This window comes from Bacteroides sp. AF29-11 (assembly GCF_003602895.1).
GTDB classification, from domain to species: domain Bacteria; phylum Bacteroidota; class Bacteroidia; order Bacteroidales; family Bacteroidaceae; genus Bacteroides; species Bacteroides uniformis.
The window spans coordinates 233398-253003 of record NZ_QTLY01000009.1; the positions used below are offsets into that span (position 1 = coordinate 233398).

Below are 19606 nucleotides of genomic sequence, written 5' to 3' on the forward strand. Positions count from 1 at the left end.
AAACAAACGAATATAGTTCAATCAATAACTAAAATATTATGCAGAAATACGGTTTAATAGGTTACCCGTTGAAACATTCCTTTTCTATCGGATATTTCAATGAGAAATTCAAGGCAGAAAATATTGATGCAGAATATGTAAACTTCGAAATTCCACGTATCGAGGATTTCATGGAAGTTATCGAGGAAAATCCCAACCTCTGTGGACTGAATGTGACTATCCCTTACAAGGAGCAAGTCATCCCCTACCTGGACGAACTGGACAAAGACACGGCCAAGATAGGCGCCGTCAATGTCATTAAGATTATCCGCCTTCCCAAAGGCAAAGTGAAACTGGTTGGCTACAACTCCGACATCATAGGATTTACACAATCCATAGAACCACTTTTGCAACCACATCACAAAAAAGCCTTGATTCTGGGCACCGGCGGCGCATCGAAAGCCGTATATCGCGGGCTGGAGAACCTGGGTATAAAAAGTACCTTCGTATCACGCGCCAAGAAAGAGGATAAATACCTCACTTATGAGGAACTGACACCGGAAATCATGCAAGAGTACACAGTGATTGTCAACTGTACCCCAGTAGGCATGTATCCCAAAGTGGACTTCTGCCCCAACATTCCTTACGAGCTACTGACTCCCAACCATTTGCTCTACGATTTGTTATATAATCCAAACGAAACCCTCTTCATGAAGAAAGGCCAGGCACAAGGAGCCGTCACCAAGAACGGACTGGAGATGTTGCTGCTGCAGGCCTTTGCTGCATGGGAAATTTGGAATAAATAATGAAGAAAGCCATAAAATATTCGATTCTCGGTCTGGCTGCCCTCTGCACCGTACTGTTGTGCGGAGGGTACTATATGCTGGGCTATTCCCTGAAACCGGACGACCTCGTTTCACGCAGCCGCAACATAGCCGCATCCTACGATTTCATGTACGAGCGCTATCCCGAACTGCACCCCTGGGTGGATAGCCTGATGACCGCAGGAGCACTGAAGGACTTCTACATCGAGAACGACCGCGGAGAGACGCTGCATGCACTCTACGTTGCCGCCGCCCACCCCACCCTCAAAACAGCAGTCATCGTACACGGATATACGGATAATGCCGTGCGCATGCTGATGATAGGCTATCTGTACAGCAAGGAGATGGGGTTCAACATCCTGCTGCCCGACCTTTACGGACACGGGATGAGCGAAGGGAACCATGTACAGATGGGCTGGAAAGACCGGCTCGACGTGTTGCAATGGACCGAGACCGCCGATGAGCTTTTCGGACGCAACCATGCGGACAGCATAGCGTCCCGCAGTACAAAGATGGTAGTACACGGCATCTCCATGGGAGCCGCCACCACCATGATGGTATCCGGCGAAGTGGAACACGGACAATACCAACAGCCATTCATCAAGTGTTTTGTGGAAGACTGCGGTTACACAAGCGTATGGGATGAGTTTCGCGGGGAGTTGAAAGAACAGTTCGGACTGCCCGCTTTCCCCCTACTGCATACTGCAAGCTGGCTTTGCCGGCAGGAGTACGGGTGGGACTTCCGCGAAGCTTCTGCCCTGGAGCAAGTAAAGAAATGTACTTTGCCGATGCTCTTCATCCACGGTGATGCCGACACCTTTGTACCGACGTGGATGGTTTATCCCCTCTATGAAGCCAAGCCCGAACCCAAAGAATTATGGATTGTACCCGGTGCCACACATGCCATGTCTTACAAGGATTATCCGCAGGAATACACCGAGCATGTAAAGAAATTCGTAGGGAAATACATACATTGACGTGATTTTTCCTATCTTCGCCGCAACAAATATTGGTAGTATGAGACGATTTATTTCTATAGCATCCTTCTTATGCCTGCTCTTATCCTTGCAGGCACAAGAAGTCTACACCACTAAGAATATTCCTAAAGTACACCTTCAGGACAAGACACGCTATGTGTGCAACCCAGCCGGAATCCTATCAACGGAGGCATGTGACAATATAGACCGTATGCTCTATGCATTGGAGCAGCAGACTGGTATTGAAACGGTAGTTGCCGTTGTTCCCTCCATCGGACAAGAAGACTGTTTTGATTTCTCACATCAGCTGCTCAATGAATGGGGAGTAGGGAAAAAAGAGAAAAACAACGGTTTGGTCATTCTGCTGGTAACCGACCAACGCTGCATCCAGTTTTATACGGGATACGGCTTGGAAGGGGACCTTCCTGATGCCATCTGCAAACGCATACAGACCAAATACATGATTCCCTATCTGAAAGACGGTAATTGGGATGCCGGAATGGTAGCGGGTGTAAAGGCAGTCTGTTCACGTCTTGACGGCACTATGGTGAATGACACGGAAGAGGAGGATGACCTCTCCGTAGGAGGTATCCTACTGGGGCTTATCGGTTTCCTCGCAGTGGCATCTATTATAGGTATCCTTGCCCAACGCGCTGCCAACAAATGCCCCAACTGCGGACAACATAAATTGCAACGTAGCAGCAGCGTACTCATCTCACGCCGCAATGGAGTGAAAACGGAAGATGTGACCTACACCTGCCGCAATTGCGGACATAAAGTAGTGCGCCGCCAGCAGTCATACGATGAAAATTACCGGGGAGGAGGCGGAGGTGGTCCGGTCATCTTCGGTGGTGGAGGTCTCTTCGGCGGAGGTGGCGGAGGAGGCTTCAGCGGCGGCAGCTTCGGAGGCGGTATGGGAGGTGGCGGTGGAGCCGGTTCCCGGTTCTAACGCCGAGGATGTGTCATCTGTGTGCCATCAACCGTTTTGACACACCTTCGAGGATACTGGAAGAAAATAAAACGTTTACATAGAATATAATTAAATGATTAATAACTGCCTTCCCCTCCTCCCCTCTCTCTATCGGAGAGGAATCGGAGGTGAGGCCTAAAAATGAAAAGTATGAAGAAATCAACCATTATCATTATCGTTGTTATAGCTCTTCTCGCCATTTGGGGGGTAACTGGCTATAACGGACTCGTAACCATGGACGAAAATGTCAGCGGACAATGGTCGAACGTAGAAACCCAATACCAACGCCGTGCCGACCTGATTCCGAACTTGGTGAATACCGTGAAAGGATATGCCACGCACGAGAAGGAAACACTGGAAGGTGTAGTAGAAGCCCGCAGCAAAGCCACTCAAATCAAAGTGGATGCTGCAGACCTTACTCCGGAAAAGCTGGCTGAATATCAGAAAGCACAAGGTGCGGTGACTTCCGCCCTCGGTAAATTGCTTGCCATCACAGAAAACTATCCGGACTTGAAAGCAAATCAGAATTTCCTGGAACTGCAGGCACAGCTGGAAGGTACGGAAAACCGTATCAACGTAGCACGTACCAACTTCAACAATGCAGCCAAGAACTTCAATACAGCCATTCGCCGTTTCCCCAAGAATATCCTTGCCGGTCTCTTCGGTTTTGAGAAACGAGCTTATTTCGAAGCGGCAGAAGGAGCGGAACAAGCTCCCCAGGTACAATTCTGATAAATACACAACTCTATAGCGAGGCACAAAGGCGAGAAACTTTGTGCCTCGCTTTGTGTTGTAGAAGATTAGATGTATCTTTGCACATTCAATTGAACAAACCTATTATCTCATGAGTAATCAACGATACATGATGCGAGGCGTCAGCGCATCAAAGGAAGATGTGCACAACGCCATCAAGAATATCGACAAAGGTATTTTCCCGCAGGCTTTCTGCAAAATTATCCCCGACATTTTGGGCGGTGACCCGGAGTATTGCAACATTATGCATGCCGATGGAGCAGGCACCAAGTCCAGTCTTGCCTATATGTACTGGAAGGAAACCGGCGACCTGGGTGTGTGGAAAGGCATTGCACAAGATGCACTGATTATGAACATCGACGACCTGCTTTGTGTGGGTGCGGTAGACAACATTCTGGTATCTTCCACCATCGGACGCAACAAGCTGCTCATTCCCGGCGAAGTAATCTCCGCCATCATCAACGGTACGGACGAACTGCTTGCCGAACTCCGTGAAATGGGTGTAGGCGTTTATGCCACCGGTGGCGAAACAGCCGACGTGGGCGACCTTGTACGTACCATTATCGTAGACTCGACAGTGACCTGCCGCATGAAGCGCTCAGATGTTATAGACAATGCCAATATCCGTCCGGGCGATGTGATTGTAGGTCTGGCATCTTACGGAAAGGCTACTTATGAGAAAGAATACAATGGCGGTATGGGCAGTAACGGACTGACCAGCGCACGCCACGATGTATTCTCCAAATACCTGGCAGAGAAATACCCTGAAAGCTATGACAAGGCTGTACCCGAAGAGCTGGTATACAGTGGCAAGCTAAAACTGACAGACAGTGTCGAAGACAGTCCGCTGGATGCAGGAAAGCTGGTACTTTCCCCCACCCGCACCTACGCACCGGTAGTTAAGAAGCTGCTCGATGCGCTCCGTCCCCAAATCCACGGTATGGTACACTGCTCGGGCGGCGCACAAACCAAGGTACTGCACTTTGTGGGAGACAACTGCCGTGTCATCAAAGACAATCTCTTCCCCGTTCCACCGTTGTTCAAGACCATCAAGGAGCAGAGCGATACGGACTGGAGCGAAATGTACAAGGTGTTCAATATGGGGCATCGCCTGGAAGTGTACCTCTCTCCCGAACATGCAGAAGAGGTGATTGCTATTTCGAAGAGTTTCAACATCGATGCACAGATTGTAGGCCGCGTGGAAGAAAGCGACAAGAAAGAACTGATTATCAAGAGCGAATTCGGAGAGTTCAAGTATTAAATATATGGCAGACAACAATACCATACTCGAAAAGCTGGAAGGGCTTGTCGCCCGCTTCGAAGAAGTGTCGACCTTGATTACAGACCCGGCAGTGATTGCGGACCAGAAGCGTTACGTCAAGCTCACCAAAGAATATAAAGAACTGGGCGACCTGATGAATGCCCGCAAAGAGTACATGCAAGTACTGGGCGGCATAGAAGAAGCCAAAGAAATTATCGCCAACGAAACAGACCAGGAGATGCGGGAAATGGCACGCGAAGAGCTGGATGCCTGCCAAGCCCGCCAACCGGAACTGGAAGAGCAGATAAAGCTGCTGCTCGTCCCCGCCGACCCGCAGGATGGCCGTAATGCCATCCTCGAAATTCGTGGCGGCACGGGTGGTGACGAAGCGGCAATCTTTGCCGGCGACCTCTTCCGCATGTACACCAAGTATTGCGAATCCAAGGGATGGAAAATGGAGATATCCAGCGCCAACGAAGGTGCAGCCGGCGGTTTCAAGGAAATTGTCTGCTCCGTGACGGGCGACAATGTATACGGCACACTGAAATATGAATCGGGCGTGCACCGCGTGCAGCGCGTACCGGCCACAGAAACGCAAGGACGGGTACACACCTCAGCCGCCAGCGTAGCCGTGCTTCCCGAAGCCGAAGAGTTCGACGTAGTTATCAACGAAGGTGAAATCAAGTGGGACACCTTCCGAAGCGGTGGTGCCGGCGGTCAGAACGTGAACAAGGTGGAATCCGGCGTGCGCCTGCGCTACAACTGGAAGAATCCCAACACAGGCATAGTCGAAGAAATCCTCATCGAATGTACCGAGACGCGCGACCAGCCCAAGAACAAGGAACGCGCCCTCTCGCGCTTGCGTACCTTCATCTACGATAAGGAACACCAGAAGTACATCGACGACATCGCCTCCAAGCGTAAGACGATGGTCAGCACTGGCGACCGCTCCGCCAAGATACGCACCTACAACTATCCGCAAGGACGCATCACGGACCACCGCATCAACTACACCATCTACAATCTCGCCGCCTTCATGGACGGAGACATCCAAGACTGCATCGACCACCTGATTGTGGCGGAAAATGCAGAAAGACTGAAAGAGAGCGAACTGTAAGGCAGTGATAAGTAACCCGTAACTAAAAAATAATATGAACAAACAGCAATTATTCGAGAACATCAAGCGCAAGAAGTCATTCCTTTGCGTAGGTCTTGACACCGACATCAAGAAAATACCCGAACATCTTCTGAAAGAGGAAGACCCTATATTCGCTTTCAACAAAGCCATCATCGACGCTACTGCCGACCTCTGCATCGCCTACAAGCCCAATCTGGCATTTTATGAGAGCATGGGCGTGAAAGGCTGGATAGCTTTCGAGAAAACCGTAAACTACATCAAGCAGAACTATCCCGACCAATTCATCATCGCCGACGCCAAACGCGGTGACATCGGGAACACCTCTGCCATGTATGCCCGTACCTTCTTCGAAGAGCTGGATATAGATTCCGTAACCGTAGCTCCCTACATGGGCGAAGACAGTGTGACCCCGTTCCTTACGTACGAAGGCAAATGGGTAATCCTGCTTGCGTTGACCAGCAACAAAGGCTCGCACGACTTCCAGCTGACGGAAGACACCAACGGCGAACGCCTCTTCGAAAAAGTGCTCCGCAAATCCCAGGAGTGGGCCAGTGACGAACAGATGATGTACGTAGTAGGCGCCACACAAGGCCGCGCCTTCGAAGATATCCGCAAGATTGTTCCCGAACACTTCCTATTGGTTCCCGGCGTAGGCGCACAAGGCGGCTCCCTGGAAGAAGTCTGCAAGTATGGCATGAACAAGACTTGCGGCCTGATTGTCAACTCCAGCCGTGGCATCATCTACGTGGACAAGACAGAGAACTTCGCCGCCGCCAGCCGAAAAGCAGCCCAAGAAGTGCAGGCACAGATGGCGGAAGAGTTGAAAAAAGTGATTAACGACTAACGCTTAATGTTCGAAAGAAAGATTATCAACGACCCTGTCTTCGGGTTCATCAACATACCAAAGGGGTTGTTGTACGATGTTGTACGACATCCTCTTTTGCAACGTCTAAACCGTATCAAGCAACTGGGGTTGTCCTCTGTCGTATATCCCGGTGCGCAGCATACACGGTTCCAACACTCTTTGGGAGCCTTCTACCTGATGAGTGAGGCCATCCAGCAACTTGCCACCAAAGGAAACTTTATCTTCGACAGCGAAGCCGAAGCTGTGGAAGCCGCTATCCTGATGCACGACATCGGCCACGGCCCCTTCTCCCACGTACTGGAAAATACCATCGTGCAGGGCGTCTCCCACGAAGACATCTCCTTGATGCTGATGGAACGTATCAACAAGGAAATGAACGGACAGTTGACACTCGCCATTCAAATTTTCAAGGATGAATACCCCAAGCGCTTCCTGCACCAACTGGTAAGCGGGCAACTGGATATGGACCGCCTGGACTACCTGCGCCGCGACAGCTTCTATACCGGAGTGACCGAAGGCAACATTGGCTCCGCCCGCATTATCAAGATGCTGGATGTAAAGGATGACCACCTGGTAGTAGAGTCCAAAGGCATCTATTCTATTGAGAACTTCCTCACTGCCCGCCGCCTGATGTACTGGCAAGTCTATCTGCACAAAACCTCCGTTGCCTACGAGAAAATGCTGATTAGCACCCTGCTCCGCGCCAAGGAACTGGCAAGCCGCGGCATAGACCTCTTTGCCTCACCCGCCTTGAAATTCTTTCTATACAACGACATCAGCCGGGAGGCATTCTACAACAATCCCGAATGTTTGGAGAATTTCATTCAGTTGGACGATAATGACATCTGGACTGCCCTCAAGGTATGGAGCCGCCATTCGGACAAGGTTTTGTCCACCTTGAGCGCCGGCATGATTAACCGAAACATCTTCAAAGTCGAGATTTCTACCGAACCTATTAGTGAGGAACGGAAAAAAGAACTAACTTTGCAAATCAGTGAACAACTGAACATCCCTCTCTCCGAAGCGAGATATTTCATCTCTACCCCCAGCATCGAGAAGAATATGTACGACGAGGCAGATGACAGTATTGACATCCTCTACAACGACGGCAGCATCAAGAATATTGCCGAAGCATCGGATATGCTCAATATCTCTCTTCTGTCCAAGAAAGTAAAAAAGTACTACTTATGCTACCAACGTTTGCATAGATAAGTATAAAATATTCACCTCAGGACAAGGAAATATAAAAAAAAAGTCCGTTATTTGCGTTTTGAAACCATCTAACAAGAATAAGACATGGAGTTCTCTGCTAAACAAATTGCAACATTTATCCAAGGAGAAATTGTTGGAGACGAGAATGCTACCGTTCACACCTTTGCGAAAATCGAAGAGGGAATACCGGGAGCCATCTCCTTTCTATCCAACCCCAAATATACCCCCTACATATACGAAACCCAATCAAGCATTGTTCTGGTAAACAAGGACTTTGTTCCGGAACAAGAAGTGAAAGCCACCCTGATTAAAGTGGACAATGCGTATGAAAGTCTTGCTAAATTGCTAAATCTTTATGAGCAAAGCAAGCCAAAGCGGGTGGGAATTGACTCTCTGGCCTTTGTTGCCGAGACAGCTAAAATTGGCAAGGATGTTTACATTGCGCCTTTTGCCTGCATTGGCGAATACGCAGAGGTGGGAGACAATACGGTCATTCATCCGCACGTCACGATTGGCAGCGGTGCCAAAGTGGGCAATGACTGTATTATTTACGCTAACTCCACCATCTACCACGATTGCCGGGTAGGAAACCACTGCATCCTGCACTCCGGTTGCGTTATCGGTGCAGACGGTTTCGGCTTCGCCCCCACTTCCGAGGGCTATGAAAAAATACCGCAAATAGGTATCACTATCCTGGAAGACCATGTGGAAATCGGTGCCAACACGTGTGTGGACCGTGCTACTATGGGAGCCACCATCGTACATAGCGGTGTGAAACTGGATAATTTGATTCAAGTGGCACACAATGATGAAATAGGCTCCCACACCGTAATGGCGGCGCAAGTAGGTGTAGCAGGTTCTACCAAGATAGGAGAATGGTGCATGTTCGGCGGGCAGGTAGGCATTGCAGGTCATATTCATATTGGCAACAAAGTGAACCTTGGCGCACAGTCTGGTGTTCCCAGTAGCATAAAGGACGGTAGCCAGCTTATCGGTACCCCTCCTATGGAGCTGAAACAATATTTCAAGGCATCCATCGCACAAAGAAGTTTGCCGGAAATGCAAGTGGAACTGCGCCAGCTCCGCAAAGAATTGAATGAACTTAAACAACAATTAAATAAGTAACCAATGTTAAAACAAAAGACTCTAAAAGATAGCTTTTCGCTTAGTGGAAAAGGTCTTCATACGGGACTTGACCTAACCGTTACTTTCAATCCTGCTCCGGATAACCATGGATACAAAATCCAACGTATTGACTTGGAAGGACAGCCTACCTTCGATGCCGTTGCAGACAACGTATCCGAAACTACCCGTGGAACTGTAATCTCCAAAAACGGAGTAAAGGTGAGCACAGTGGAGCATGGTATGGCAGCCCTCTATGCATTGGGTATCGATAACTGCTTGATACAGGTAAACGGACCGGAATTTCCCATTCTGGACGGAAGCGCCCAATATTATGTCAACGAAATAGAGCGCGTAGGCACTGTAGAACAAAATGCCGTAAAAGATTTCTATATCATCAAGTCCAAAATTGAATTCCGTGACGAAACAACCGGCTCTTCCATCATCGTGTTGCCGGACGAGAACTTCAGCTTGAATGTATTGGTATCATACGATTCCAACATCCTCCCCAACCAGTTTGCAACGCTGGAGGACATGACGAAGTTCAAGGATGAAATCGCCGCAAGCCGTACTTTCGTGTTTGTACGCGAAATTGAGCCGTTGCTGCAAGCCGGTCTTATCAAGGGCGGCGACCTTGACAATGCGATTGTTATTTACGAACGCGAAATGTCCCAGGAGAACTATGACAAGCTGGCCGACGTGATGGGTGTTCCTCATATGGACGCCAAACAATTGGGATATATCAACCACAAACCTTTGGTGTGGCCCAATGAATGCGCCCGCCACAAGTTACTTGATGTCATCGGTGACCTGGCCTTGATAGGCAAGCCCATCAAGGGCCGTATCATCGCTACCCGCCCGGGACACACTATCAACAATAAGTTCGCCCGCCAGATGCGCAAGGAAATCCGTTTGCACGAAATACAAGCCCCTACCTACGACTGCAACCGCGAACCGATTATGGATGTAAACCGCATCCGCGAACTTCTGCCTCACCGTTACCCGATGCAATTGGTGGACAAAGTCATAGAAATAGGTGCCAACTACATTGTAGGTGTCAAGAACGTAACTTCCAACGAACCTTTCTTTCAGGGACACTTCCCGCAGGAACCCGTAATGCCCGGTGTGTTGCAGATAGAGGCAATGGCACAGACGGGAGGTTTGCTTGTACTGAATTCAGTGGATGAACCGGAACGTTACTCCACCTACTTCATGAAGATTGACGGTGTGAAATTCCGCCAGAAAGTGGTACCTGGAGATACCCTCATCTTCCGTGTAGAGCTGATGGCCCCCATACGCCGCGGCATCTCTACCATGAAAGGCTATGTGTTTGTAGGCGAAAAAGTTGTCTGCGAAGCAGAGTTTATGGCGCAAATAGTTAAGAACAAATAATAAAATTTACGATTAGACTATTTACGATTTACGATTCAAATTATTCGTGAGAATTATCACATTCGGATAAAATCGTATATACAGTAAATCGCAAGTATTCTCAATCGTAAATCGTAAATAGCTAAATCGTAAATAATATGATAAGTCCCTTAGCGTATATTCATCCCGAAGCCAAAATCGGGGAAAACGTAGAGATTGCTCCTTTTGTTTTCATTGACAAGAATGTGGTAATCGGTGATAACAACAAGATTATGGCAAATGTCAACATTCTGTACGGTGCACGCATCGGCAATGGAAACACCATTTTCCCGGGAGCCGTTATCGGTGCTATTCCCCAGGATTTAAAGTTCAGAGGGGAGGAAAGCACTGCTGAAATCGGAGACAACAATATCATACGTGAAAACGTAACTGTCAACCGCGGTACAGCTGCCAAAGGCAGAACCATCGTCGGTAACAACAATCTCCTGATGGAAAGTGTACACGTGGCCCACGATGCTCTGATAGGCAACAGCTGTATCATTGGCAACTCTACAAAAATGGCGGGTGAAATTGTCATCGACGATTATTCCATCATCAGCGCCAATGTACTGATGCACCAATTCTGCCATGTGGGCGGTTATGGAATGATACAAGGCGGCTGCCGTTTCAGCAAGGACATCCCACCGTACATCATTGCCGGACGCGAGCCTATCTGCTATGCGGGAATCAATGTGGTAGGGTTACGCCGCCGTGGCTTCTCCAACGAGACCATTGAGAAAATCCATGATGCCTATCGTATTATCTATCAAGGCGGTCTGAACAATACGGATGCCTTGAAGAAAATCGAGGATGAAATGGAAATGACACCGGAAATAAGCTATATCGTAAACTTTATACGTGAATCAGCCCGCGGCATTATCCCCGCAGGAAAATGAAAAACGTATGATTTACACAAAGTCAGAAATCATAAATTATAAATCATCATGATCTACAGATTTACAATCATCTCTGATGAGGTGGACGATTTTGTCAGAGAAATACAGATAGACCCGGAAGCTACCTTTTATGACTTCCATGAAGCGATTCTAAAGTCGGCAGGCTACACTAACGACCAGATGACTTCTTTCTTCATTTGCGATGATGACTGGGAGAAAGAGAAAGAAATTACGCTGGAAGAAATGGATGACAATCCGGAAATGGACAGTTGGGTGATGAAAGAGACCCAGCTGAGCGAACTGGTTGAAGACGAGAAGCAGAAACTTCTCTATGTATTCGATTATATGACTGAGCGCTGCTTCTTCATCGAGCTTTCTGAAATCATTACCGGAAAGGAAATGAAAGGAGCCAAATGCACCAAGAAAGCAGGTGAAGCTCCCAAGCAGACCATTGATTTTGAAGAGATGGCAGCTGCTGGCGGTTCCCTTGATTTGGACGAAAACTTTTACGGCGACCAGGACTTCGATATGGAAGATTTCGACAAAGAGGGTTTCGGCGGTTTGGACGAAGTCGGAAACTCCTTTGAAGAAGAGAAATATTAAACAGACATACCATACAGATTTCTTTTAGGCACGGATTACACGGAAACACACGGTTGTTATTGAATATTCCGTGTAATCCGCGTAATCCGTGCCTATTTTTTTACCCGCATGCACACCCTAATCGTACTTATCGGTCCCACCGGAGTAGGCAAAACAGAGCTCAGCCTCCGATTGGCAGAACATTTCCATACTTGTATCGTCTCGGCCGATTCGAGACAACTCTATGCAGATTTAAAGATAGGCACGGCTGCCCCTACACCGGAGCAACTGCAACGGGTACAGCATCACTTCGTCGGTACCCTGAAGCTGACAGACTATTACAGTGCCGCCCAATACGAAGCGGAAGTGATGAAGCTGCTGGAAGACCTGTTTACAAAGCATAACACCGTACTGCTGACCGGAGGCTCAATGATGTATGTAGATGCAGTCTGTAAAGGAATTGACGACATTCCGACCGTAGATGCCGATACACGCCAGCTCATGCTGCACAAATACGAAACAGAAGGTCTGGAAAGACTTTGTGCGGAACTTAAGCTGTTGGATCCGGAATATTACAAAATAGTAGATTTGAAGAATCCCAAACGCGTAGTCCATGCTTTGGAAATCTGCTACATGACGGGAAAGGCCTACACTTCCTTCCGCACTCAACAAAAGAAAGAACGCCCCTTCCGTATCATCAAAATAGGATTAACACGTAACCGGGAAGAGCTTTATGAACGCATCAACTGCCGGGTGGACCAAATGGTGGAAGAGGGTTTAGTGGAAGAAGCGCGCATGGTCTACCCGCATAAAAGTCTAAATTCCCTAAATACAGTAGGCTACAAAGAAATATTCAAGTACCTGGATGGTGAATGGACATTACCCTTTGCCATCGAAAAGATAAAGCAGAACTCACGCATCTATTCCCGTAAGCAAATGACCTGGTTCAAACGGGACGAGGAAATCCACTGGTTCCACCCGGAGCAGGAAGGGGAAATACTGGAATACTGTCATTGTTCCATCAAAGGCGTATAAGCCTTTCGGACAAGTGCTTCCACATCTTGATAAAGCTTCTGCATTTCTTGAGAATCAATGCTTCCTTGCTGTCTCCAGCTGTCCAACAATAGGCATGTACGGCGAAACACCTCTGCCTCTACCGTAACAAGCTGCTGCATATAGCCATTATTCTCCATATTGTACAGTTTTTCCCAATTCAGATAACGATTGGTTCCCATCCCCTGATTATAACAAAAGACATTGTTGGAAAGCCGGAGTGACCAATCACTGAGCGGAGCGGCGGCACACGCCTTGTCCCAACATACCATCGGAGGCAGAAGTCTATCCGCATCCTTCACCCAAAGCGGCACGGCAATACCCGTAGGAGGATATCCCAGCATTGTCCACATCGTAGTAAGTTCCACCTTCTCACCCGGTTTTACGCCCTGCACCACAATGGAACAAGAAGTACTGTTACGGGGAATAAAATCCTGGTCGACAAACCAACCGGAACCTTGCGGGCGATTAAATTTCCCGTTCTTCAAATCAATATCAAGCATGCCGTTGCGAAACGAACGTGAAAGATCATTAAATATACCCTGCGGTGTGATCCCTCCCGTTGCAGAAGCCCTCATCAGTACCCTGTCTGCCTCCATATAGCGTACATAACCTGCCCCCCGATTTGCTTCACCGGCAAAAGAGAAGTTGGTACGGGCAATGTAGCCGTAAGGAGCATCTTTGGGATTATTGGCATCATACATCGTATATTTATAATAATCCACCTCAAACATGGCGGCAGCGCCTTGAGCGTCGATTACGCCAAAATTGGCCTCTATCAAGCTGGGCTTGGAAATGGTATCGAGGAAATGGCAGAAATCCTCCACCGTGGCACAAACCTCCAAGGCACGGTAGATAATCCTCCCGTTGGCTGCCCCCCGTTCTTCCCCATCTTTCACTTCCACCAGATTGTAGGATTGGGTGTTCATCAAGGCAAAACCAACGGAGTTTGTACCCATCCATGCCTCTTTCAAGGCAGGAAAGTTAGCACTATTCACATCGGCAATGAAGTTATACTTCTCCCCTTTTATATAAGCAACATGATTTCGCAGATAGTCCGTATCACGGTTTTTCCATAGCAACGGACGGCCGTCAGGAGTAACCTTTCCAGAAACGACGGCAGATGTACAAGCCAGAACCGGCTCAGCAGTGAGTGCCGCAAGCAGTCCCCATATTAAAAAAAGATGTTTTATCATAACCTTGCCTTCCTTAGATTTATATTCGCAAAGGTATGATAATCTGTGAAAGGGCAAAAAAAATCCTCTGAAATCCTTATCCCCTATTCATCAGGAAAGAATTATTCGCTGACAAGTTTCTGCAACTTATCCTGCATATACCGAAGTTTCGCAGTTCCAGTACCTTGTTCTATATGACGGATAATGCCTTTCTTATCCACCAGTATAGTGACCGGCATACCACTCACATGAAAGGTCTCGAAGAAAAACAAGTCATCGGCTATCTGGGTAAAGAGGAAAGGACGGCTCTCTACAATTTTCTTTATTTGTACAGCACTGTCAAAAGTCGTAGCAAGATAGGTTACATCAGGATAGACTTCTATCCATTTGTTCAGCTCCGACATTTCACGGATACAAGGACCACAGCCGGTATACCAGAAGTTCAAGACCATAGGACGTCCCGTCACATCGGCCTTGCTCCATTCCTGTCCTTCTGTGTCTTTCACTTTGAATTCCGGAAAAGCCTTTCCTATCCATTCTTCCTTCTTCAAAGTCTGTACGGCACCGCCTATCGGCAACTTCTTCCCCGTTCCTCCACGGTAACTCATCAAGAAAGCTTCCGCACCAGGCACCTCGTCGGCAGGAGTAGCATATTCTCTCACCTCCTCAGACAGCACAATGCCCTTGCGCAAGCGGAGTTCCGTAACCTCGTGTCTCGCGCCGTCCTCATGTATTATGAAAGCCGCCACGTTGTCCGAACCCACACCAGGCGGCATGCCTTCGAAGAAAAGCCCGCCCACCAAATAATATTTCTTACCGGCTGTCTGGGCAGAGCAAAGCCCTGCCCCCACAGCTACCAGAATCAGAAACAAAGAGAGAATTTTCCTTATCATAGTTGTTAGAGACTATTCACTTTTCAGCGTAATCGTAAGCTTGGGCTGCACCTTCACTTTGCCGGTAGCCATGCCTATATACGAAACAACCAATACAGCATCCTTAGAAGGTACAGAAAGGACAAAATTGCCATTGACATCGGTAACGCTTCCCGTAGTGGTACCTTCTATCAGAACAGCCGCACCGATAACAGGCTCACCCTGCTCATCCACCACTTTGCCTTCCACTTTCATATTGCCTTTGGCAATGGTCTTTTCTACAGCTTTAGTTTTTTTAGTAGTGATGTAAATCTCACCTTTTCCACCTGCCTCTTTCTTCACCTCAATACCCTCAATATTCTCGGCAGGTATTAAATCATCGATAGTTTTAGTACCCAAGTCAACCTTTTCTCCATCAATATAGACAGTCTTTATTAAATCAAGACTACTCTTATGCTGTACTTTAGCATTCTCTGCCACCTCATTACCCCGGCGGATAACCATACCCGGAGTTCCTTGTTTCAGGGTTATCAGAACAACGCCATTCTGTCCCTCTTCTCCATATAAATCCGTGGCAGATTTATCTTTCAAAACCGTTACACGTTCTATCTTATCAGGATTCAATGCACTCATGACAGATGGCGTCACCTCTTTTCCATCCACAATATACAATGGCTCTTTCCCATTACCCGCATATCCTTCAACTGTAATACCATTGGCAGAAGAAGTTTTTTCAAGTTTGTCGTCGTCCAGCCTGAACATCACCGGCACCGTAAATTTCACAGCCACCGGCTGCCCCTTCTGTCTCCCCGGCTTCCACTTCGGCATAGTGTTTATCAATCGCAGCGCCTCGGCATCCATATCCTTATCCACAGAACGGAGCACCTTGGAGTCCTTGATGCTTCCATCTTCATCCACCACAAACTGGACAGTGACCCGTCCCTGCGTACCGTTCTCTTTGGCAGATGCCGGATAACGCATATTCGTCTTGATATAATCCATGAAAGCACTCATTCCGCCGCCGGGAAATTCCGGCATCTCCTCTGCCACCTCGAAGACCGAAGTTCCCTTCAACTGCTTGCGGACTTCCGCCGGTACATACTTCACATCGGCAGGCTTCGTAGTGTCACCTGCACTTTCCGCCACTTTTGTTTCTACAATTGCAGCCAAATCGTTAACTTTGACGCTTGAAATCTTCTCCACTTTATCGGAGACTTCGGGACGGGCAAAAGCTGTCACTGCAATGGCAGCTACCGGAAGTACATAAAGATACTTCAAACGTGCCCACGGGCTTGATTTTTCTTTTAACATCATAGTGATACGTTTTTTAAGTTTACTGTGATTAAAGCTGTTGGCCATAGAGTAGAGCCTTGTGCCGACAGCTTTTTTTATTAATAATAGTTGATACTGTTTTGCATCCACACCCTCCTTTATCACCGTTTCATCCGCTTCAAACTCATGGATATTCTGCAATTCCTGCTTCAGGAGCCATGATGCCGGATTGAACCACTGAAAGAAAATGCAGACATCAGCCACCAGCAAGTCCCAGGAATGGCGGTTATGGATATGGGCAAGCTCGTGGATAAGGATTTCCCGTCCGTTCTCCTCCAAGTCTTTCCGTGAAATGACAATATATCCCATCCAACTGAACGGAGCGATGTCACAGTTGTGTACAATCAAAGTAACGCGCTCTTTCCTGCCCGGTAAGTAGCTGCCGATATCCTCTTTTTTACCCGATTTCAGCAACATCAGTAACCGTACCAACGAATATACGTTGCGGAAGGCAAAGAAAACGATTCCTGCCAGATAGACAAGCAGCGCCACTTGTATCCAGGTGACTGTTGCCGTTTCAGCCCTTGCTCCGGCCTCAGTGGCATTCACTGCATCTGCCATCATCAGCAACTGCTCCAATGTCAGCATCGTCTGGTGCACTTCCGTCTCCTGCTTCACACTTACCTCTACCAAAGGCAATAGGCAGGACAACAGCAAAATGCCCAACAATGAAAAACGGTTGAAACGATGAAACGTCTCGCGTGCCAGCAACAAGCGATAAAACAAATAGAATATCGCCAGGCAAACAGAAGATTTGAGTATATAAACAAAAAACAGACCCATGGAATTATTTACTATTTAGGGATTTACGATTTACTATTTACAGTTACTTGGTCAGTTCATTCCGTAGCATCTCCACTCCGGGAAATCCGGTTGCTTTGTAGGAAATATCTCCTTCACGGTTCACGACGAAATAGGTCGGGATACCCGGATATTCGTACAGCTTTGCCAATGCCGTACTTTGCTCATTGCTAATGCGACAGTGAATACCGGGTATATCCGGTATCATTACTTTCCATTTTCCTTCAGGAGATGTTTCGTCGACAATATATAGATAAACCACCTCTTTCAGCTCCTCTTTCAACGGTTTCAGGCTTTTCATGGCCCGCATACAAGGACCACACCAGGTGTTCCACATATCCACCAGTACCATCTTGCCACGATAAGGACGAGTAATGACCTGCAACAAACTGTCTGCCGCTACCTCCTTTTCCACCTCAACAATCTTATATCCGGTCTTTCCCTTAGTAGCTTCCAACTCTGATTTCAGTTCGGCTTCAATCCTCCCGTTTCTCATCAGGAACAATTGCCTGAGGTCGGGAGAAGCGATGCTGTCCACCGTCCGACGCTCTTCCTCAGTCAAAGGCATGTACTTGCTCAGATTACGGGAAGCACGCCCGGCAAGAAGCATGTCCGGCCAAAGAGGGTCTTGCACAAACTTATCCCGGAAATTTCCGGTAGCGGTCTTCACAAAGTCCGTATAATAATTGTAATATTTCTGTTCGGGGGTATGCAGAATATCCAGTTGCAGTATTTCCTTGAAGTATGAGGTACTGTCCACCGTCATGTCCGCCCTTTTCACCCCCTTCCTGCCCGAAAGCATCGGGGCATAACTAAGGTTACTCTTGTAATTATAGATAAGGCTGAACAGATTCATATCCAGATTTGCCCGAATATAAGTACGGCAAGCCTGGCTCATATCCTTGTTTTTTACAAGTTTCTTTTGCATATCTTCATAATGCCTGAACAGATACTTTTTATATGCCTGCGGAGTCATCCCACAAATATCTGCATAAAAATCATCAGCTCCCGATAAGCTTTTCATTTCACCGAACCGCAGCAACTCGGTATTCAGACCGGCATAGTCTCCTTCAAACCAAACACAGTTGTCCGTTACACCATCCCTTTTCCGGCTTAAAAGACGGCTTTGCGAATAGAATATTTCAGGCAGATTGATTGTGACATCCAGTTCTCCACCCGGAACGAGAAACAATTCTATTTTCGAACGGGATATCCACAGCGTAGCACCGCTCGGCAACAGCACCTCTGTCTCATAACGGAACGTGCCATCCTCCGCTATCTTCAAGTCCTTACCGGTGAAATACATGAAGAACCAAGGCGAGTCATAGTAGCGTAACGTCACTCCATACTCCGGTTTATACCCCAATATCTGCCCCTTTATGACAGTCTTTCCCATATTCAATTCCGGTCCGGGCAATGGCAAAACCTCATCCGGTTTCTTATTCCGCAAACGTTCGGAAATATCCACCCGAGGTTTCTCTCCGTTGAGCTGTATACCATAAATTACCCATCCTTCATCACTGTCCGGTGTCTCTACAAAATCAAAGCTCTCAGTATCCATCGGAAGCGGACTAAACTTCAAAACAGCAGTCATTTCACCGGAAGCGGGAATATGCGTCCATTCATCCCTGGCAAAACCGGTATTTCCCAAATATCCGTAATCCTTTCCGGATGCCCGCAACACAGCTGTCGAATCAATCCTGACCCTATCGCCCTGCATGCCATAAAGCCTCACCGCCAGCCAGGTCGTATCTTTTCCAAGCGTCACTTGCTCCACTTCAATGCTACGCGTATTGCATGCCATGAAATAGGGTACCTTTACGATTTTCTTTGCCTGCAATCCGCAGCAAATACTTACCAGCAGCAAACAAACCAATCCGATGTTTTTCATAAGCCAGAGTTATTAGAGTCTCAACAATCTCAGTCCCTTCCCTTTTCCACGTCTTGTATCAACTGCTTCAGTTCTTCCAGGGATATATCCTCTTCCTTCACCAGAGACGACACTGCGCTGAGATAGGAATTATTGAAATATTTGCTGATAACGTTCTTCAGTGTCCGCTTGCGGAAATCCTCCTCGCTGACCACCGCATAATACTGATACGTGTTGCCGTACGTATGATGGCTCAAGAATCCCTTATCCTCCAATCCTCTCACAATGGTGGACAAAGTATTGAAATGTGGTTTCGGCTCTTCATAGAATGCCAGCATTTCCTTCACAAACAAGGGTCCCTTTTCCCAGAAAAAGCCCATGATTTCTTCTTCTTTTGCAGTCAATCCTTTCATAACATTCTTTGTTTTCCGCAAATAACTAAATTATCTAGTTCAAAAACTAATTTCTCTCGTTAAATAAAACTAAAGCTTTTAGTTTATTCGGCAAACACCAG

At 47.6% G+C, this 19606-nt stretch carries 18 protein-coding genes; 13 read left to right on the forward strand and 5 right to left on the reverse strand.

Annotated elements, in window-relative coordinates:
* The first annotated feature begins 38 nt into the window (after positions 1 to 38).
* The 13 genes from DWZ03_RS16600 to miaA all read left to right on the forward strand — a co-directional run bounded on the left by DWZ03_RS16600 (position 39) and on the right by miaA (position 13024).
* The gene (locus DWZ03_RS16600) at positions 39 to 785 is read left to right on the forward strand and encodes a shikimate dehydrogenase family protein (protein WP_022401723.1); all 747 of its coding nucleotides are present in this window, start codon (positions 39 to 41) and stop codon (positions 783 to 785) included.
* Positions 785 to 1780, forward strand: a complete 996-nt coding sequence (locus DWZ03_RS16605; RefSeq protein ID WP_016272586.1) for an alpha/beta hydrolase — start codon at positions 785 to 787, stop codon at positions 1778 to 1780. Before DWZ03_RS16600 ends, DWZ03_RS16605 begins: the two co-directional genes overlap by 1 nt.
* Positions 1781 to 1820: 40 nt before the next feature.
* On the forward strand, positions 1821 to 2729 hold the full coding sequence (locus tag DWZ03_RS16610) for a TPM domain-containing protein (protein WP_016272585.1): 909 nt from the start codon (positions 1821 to 1823) through the stop codon (positions 2727 to 2729).
* A 171-nt stretch (positions 2730 to 2900) separates the two neighbouring features.
* The gene (locus DWZ03_RS16615) at positions 2901 to 3482 is read left to right on the forward strand and encodes a LemA family protein (protein WP_005835359.1); all 582 of its coding nucleotides are present in this window, start codon (positions 2901 to 2903) and stop codon (positions 3480 to 3482) included.
* Between the two features lie 112 nt (positions 3483 to 3594).
* Positions 3595 to 4764 carry an AIR synthase-related protein gene (locus DWZ03_RS16620; RefSeq protein ID WP_005835357.1) on the forward strand — a complete coding sequence of 390 codons (1170 nt, stop codon included), beginning with the start codon at positions 3595 to 3597 and terminating at the stop codon, positions 4762 to 4764.
* Positions 4765 to 4768: 4 nt separating this feature from the next.
* Positions 4769 to 5881, forward strand: coding sequence for a peptide chain release factor 1 (gene prfA, locus DWZ03_RS16625; RefSeq protein ID WP_016272584.1), 1113 nt, complete (start codon positions 4769 to 4771; stop codon positions 5879 to 5881).
* A 34-nt stretch (positions 5882 to 5915) separates the two neighbouring features.
* Positions 5916 to 6746, forward strand: a complete 831-nt coding sequence (gene pyrF, locus DWZ03_RS16630) for an orotidine-5'-phosphate decarboxylase (protein WP_005835353.1) — start codon at positions 5916 to 5918, stop codon at positions 6744 to 6746.
* Positions 6747 to 6752: 6 nt separating this feature from the next.
* Positions 6753 to 7979 carry an HD domain-containing protein gene (locus DWZ03_RS16635; protein ID WP_005835351.1) on the forward strand — a complete coding sequence of 409 codons (1227 nt, stop codon included), beginning with the start codon at positions 6753 to 6755 and terminating at the stop codon, positions 7977 to 7979.
* 84 nt (positions 7980 to 8063) lie between these two features.
* Positions 8064 to 9104: a UDP-3-O-(3-hydroxymyristoyl)glucosamine N-acyltransferase gene (gene lpxD, locus DWZ03_RS16640; RefSeq protein WP_005835349.1), complete on the forward strand. Its 1041-nt coding sequence runs from the start codon at positions 8064 to 8066 to the stop codon at positions 9102 to 9104.
* Positions 9105 to 9107: 3 nt separating this feature from the next.
* Positions 9108 to 10493 (forward strand): bifunctional UDP-3-O-[3-hydroxymyristoyl] N-acetylglucosamine deacetylase/3-hydroxyacyl-ACP dehydratase, encoded by a 1386-nt coding sequence (locus DWZ03_RS16645; protein WP_005823709.1) that lies wholly within the window; start codon positions 9108 to 9110, stop codon positions 10491 to 10493.
* Between the two features lie 137 nt (positions 10494 to 10630).
* Entirely contained in the window at positions 10631 to 11407 is a 777-nt protein-coding gene (gene lpxA / locus DWZ03_RS16650) for an acyl-ACP--UDP-N-acetylglucosamine O-acyltransferase (protein WP_005823711.1), read from the forward strand.
* A gap of 48 nt (positions 11408 to 11455) precedes the next feature.
* Positions 11456 to 12010, forward strand: a complete 555-nt coding sequence (locus DWZ03_RS16655; protein ID WP_120130416.1) for an IS1096 element passenger TnpR family protein — start codon at positions 11456 to 11458, stop codon at positions 12008 to 12010.
* A gap of 108 nt (positions 12011 to 12118) precedes the next feature.
* Complete coding sequence (gene miaA / locus DWZ03_RS16660; RefSeq protein WP_005823716.1) at positions 12119 to 13024, forward strand: tRNA (adenosine(37)-N6)-dimethylallyltransferase MiaA; 906 nt, start codon at positions 12119 to 12121, stop codon at positions 13022 to 13024.
* Here the strand turns inward: miaA and DWZ03_RS16665 are convergent.
* From DWZ03_RS16665 to DWZ03_RS16685, 5 genes are all read right to left on the reverse strand, one after another.
* Positions 13000 to 14238 (reverse strand): carcinine hydrolase/isopenicillin-N N-acyltransferase family protein, encoded by a 1239-nt coding sequence (locus DWZ03_RS16665; RefSeq protein WP_005835346.1) that lies wholly within the window; start codon positions 14236 to 14238, stop codon positions 13000 to 13002. The genes miaA and DWZ03_RS16665 overlap by 25 nt on opposite strands.
* Before the next feature lie 101 nt (positions 14239 to 14339).
* Entirely contained in the window at positions 14340 to 15110 is a 771-nt protein-coding gene (locus DWZ03_RS16670) for a TlpA family protein disulfide reductase (protein ID WP_022401726.1), read from the reverse strand.
* A 12-nt stretch (positions 15111 to 15122) separates the two neighbouring features.
* The gene (locus DWZ03_RS16675) at positions 15123 to 17204 is read right to left on the reverse strand and encodes a M56 family metallopeptidase (protein WP_057088472.1); all 2082 of its coding nucleotides are present in this window, start codon (positions 17202 to 17204) and stop codon (positions 15123 to 15125) included.
* A 43-nt stretch (positions 17205 to 17247) separates the two neighbouring features.
* Positions 17248 to 19113 carry a TlpA family protein disulfide reductase gene (locus DWZ03_RS16680; protein ID WP_022401728.1) on the reverse strand — a complete coding sequence of 622 codons (1866 nt, stop codon included), beginning with the start codon at positions 19111 to 19113 and terminating at the stop codon, positions 17248 to 17250.
* A 29-nt stretch (positions 19114 to 19142) separates the two neighbouring features.
* Positions 19143 to 19505 (reverse strand): BlaI/MecI/CopY family transcriptional regulator, encoded by a 363-nt coding sequence (locus DWZ03_RS16685; RefSeq protein ID WP_005823785.1) that lies wholly within the window; start codon positions 19503 to 19505, stop codon positions 19143 to 19145.
* Positions 19506 to 19606: the final 101 nt, after the last annotated feature.

What these genes read in the sequence shown, in the direction of transcription:
- DWZ03_RS16600 (WP_022401723.1), top strand. Translation starts at nt 39, where the DNA reads ATGCAGAAATACGGTTTAATAGGTTACCCGTTGAAACATTCCTTTTCT.
- DWZ03_RS16605 (WP_016272586.1), top strand. Translation starts at nt 785, where the DNA reads ATGAAGAAAGCCATAAAATATTCGATTCTCGGTCTGGCTGCCCTCTGC.
- DWZ03_RS16610 (WP_016272585.1), top strand. Translation starts at nt 1,821, where the DNA reads ATGAGACGATTTATTTCTATAGCATCCTTCTTATGCCTGCTCTTATCC.
- DWZ03_RS16615 (WP_005835359.1), top strand. Translation starts at nt 2,901, where the DNA reads ATGAAGAAATCAACCATTATCATTATCGTTGTTATAGCTCTTCTCGCC.
- DWZ03_RS16620 (WP_005835357.1), top strand. Translation starts at nt 3,595, where the DNA reads ATGAGTAATCAACGATACATGATGCGAGGCGTCAGCGCATCAAAGGAA.
- prfA (WP_016272584.1), top strand. Translation starts at nt 4,769, where the DNA reads ATGGCAGACAACAATACCATACTCGAAAAGCTGGAAGGGCTTGTCGCC.
- pyrF (WP_005835353.1), top strand. Translation starts at nt 5,916, where the DNA reads ATGAACAAACAGCAATTATTCGAGAACATCAAGCGCAAGAAGTCATTC.
- DWZ03_RS16635 (WP_005835351.1), top strand. Translation starts at nt 6,753, where the DNA reads ATGTTCGAAAGAAAGATTATCAACGACCCTGTCTTCGGGTTCATCAAC.
- lpxD (WP_005835349.1), top strand. Translation starts at nt 8,064, where the DNA reads ATGGAGTTCTCTGCTAAACAAATTGCAACATTTATCCAAGGAGAAATT.
- DWZ03_RS16645 (WP_005823709.1), top strand. Translation starts at nt 9,108, where the DNA reads ATGTTAAAACAAAAGACTCTAAAAGATAGCTTTTCGCTTAGTGGAAAA.
- lpxA (WP_005823711.1), top strand. Translation starts at nt 10,631, where the DNA reads ATGATAAGTCCCTTAGCGTATATTCATCCCGAAGCCAAAATCGGGGAA.
- DWZ03_RS16655 (WP_120130416.1), top strand. Translation starts at nt 11,456, where the DNA reads ATGATCTACAGATTTACAATCATCTCTGATGAGGTGGACGATTTTGTC.
- miaA (WP_005823716.1), top strand. Translation starts at nt 12,119, where the DNA reads ATGCACACCCTAATCGTACTTATCGGTCCCACCGGAGTAGGCAAAACA.
- DWZ03_RS16665 (WP_005835346.1), bottom strand. Translation starts at nt 14,238, where the DNA reads ATGATAAAACATCTTTTTTTAATATGGGGACTGCTTGCGGCACTCACT.
- DWZ03_RS16670 (WP_022401726.1), bottom strand. Translation starts at nt 15,110, where the DNA reads ATGATAAGGAAAATTCTCTCTTTGTTTCTGATTCTGGTAGCTGTGGGG.
- DWZ03_RS16675 (WP_057088472.1), bottom strand. Translation starts at nt 17,204, where the DNA reads ATGGGTCTGTTTTTTGTTTATATACTCAAATCTTCTGTTTGCCTGGCG.
- DWZ03_RS16680 (WP_022401728.1), bottom strand. Translation starts at nt 19,113, where the DNA reads ATGAAAAACATCGGATTGGTTTGTTTGCTGCTGGTAAGTATTTGCTGC.
- DWZ03_RS16685 (WP_005823785.1), bottom strand. Translation starts at nt 19,505, where the DNA reads ATGAAAGGATTGACTGCAAAAGAAGAAGAAATCATGGGCTTTTTCTGG.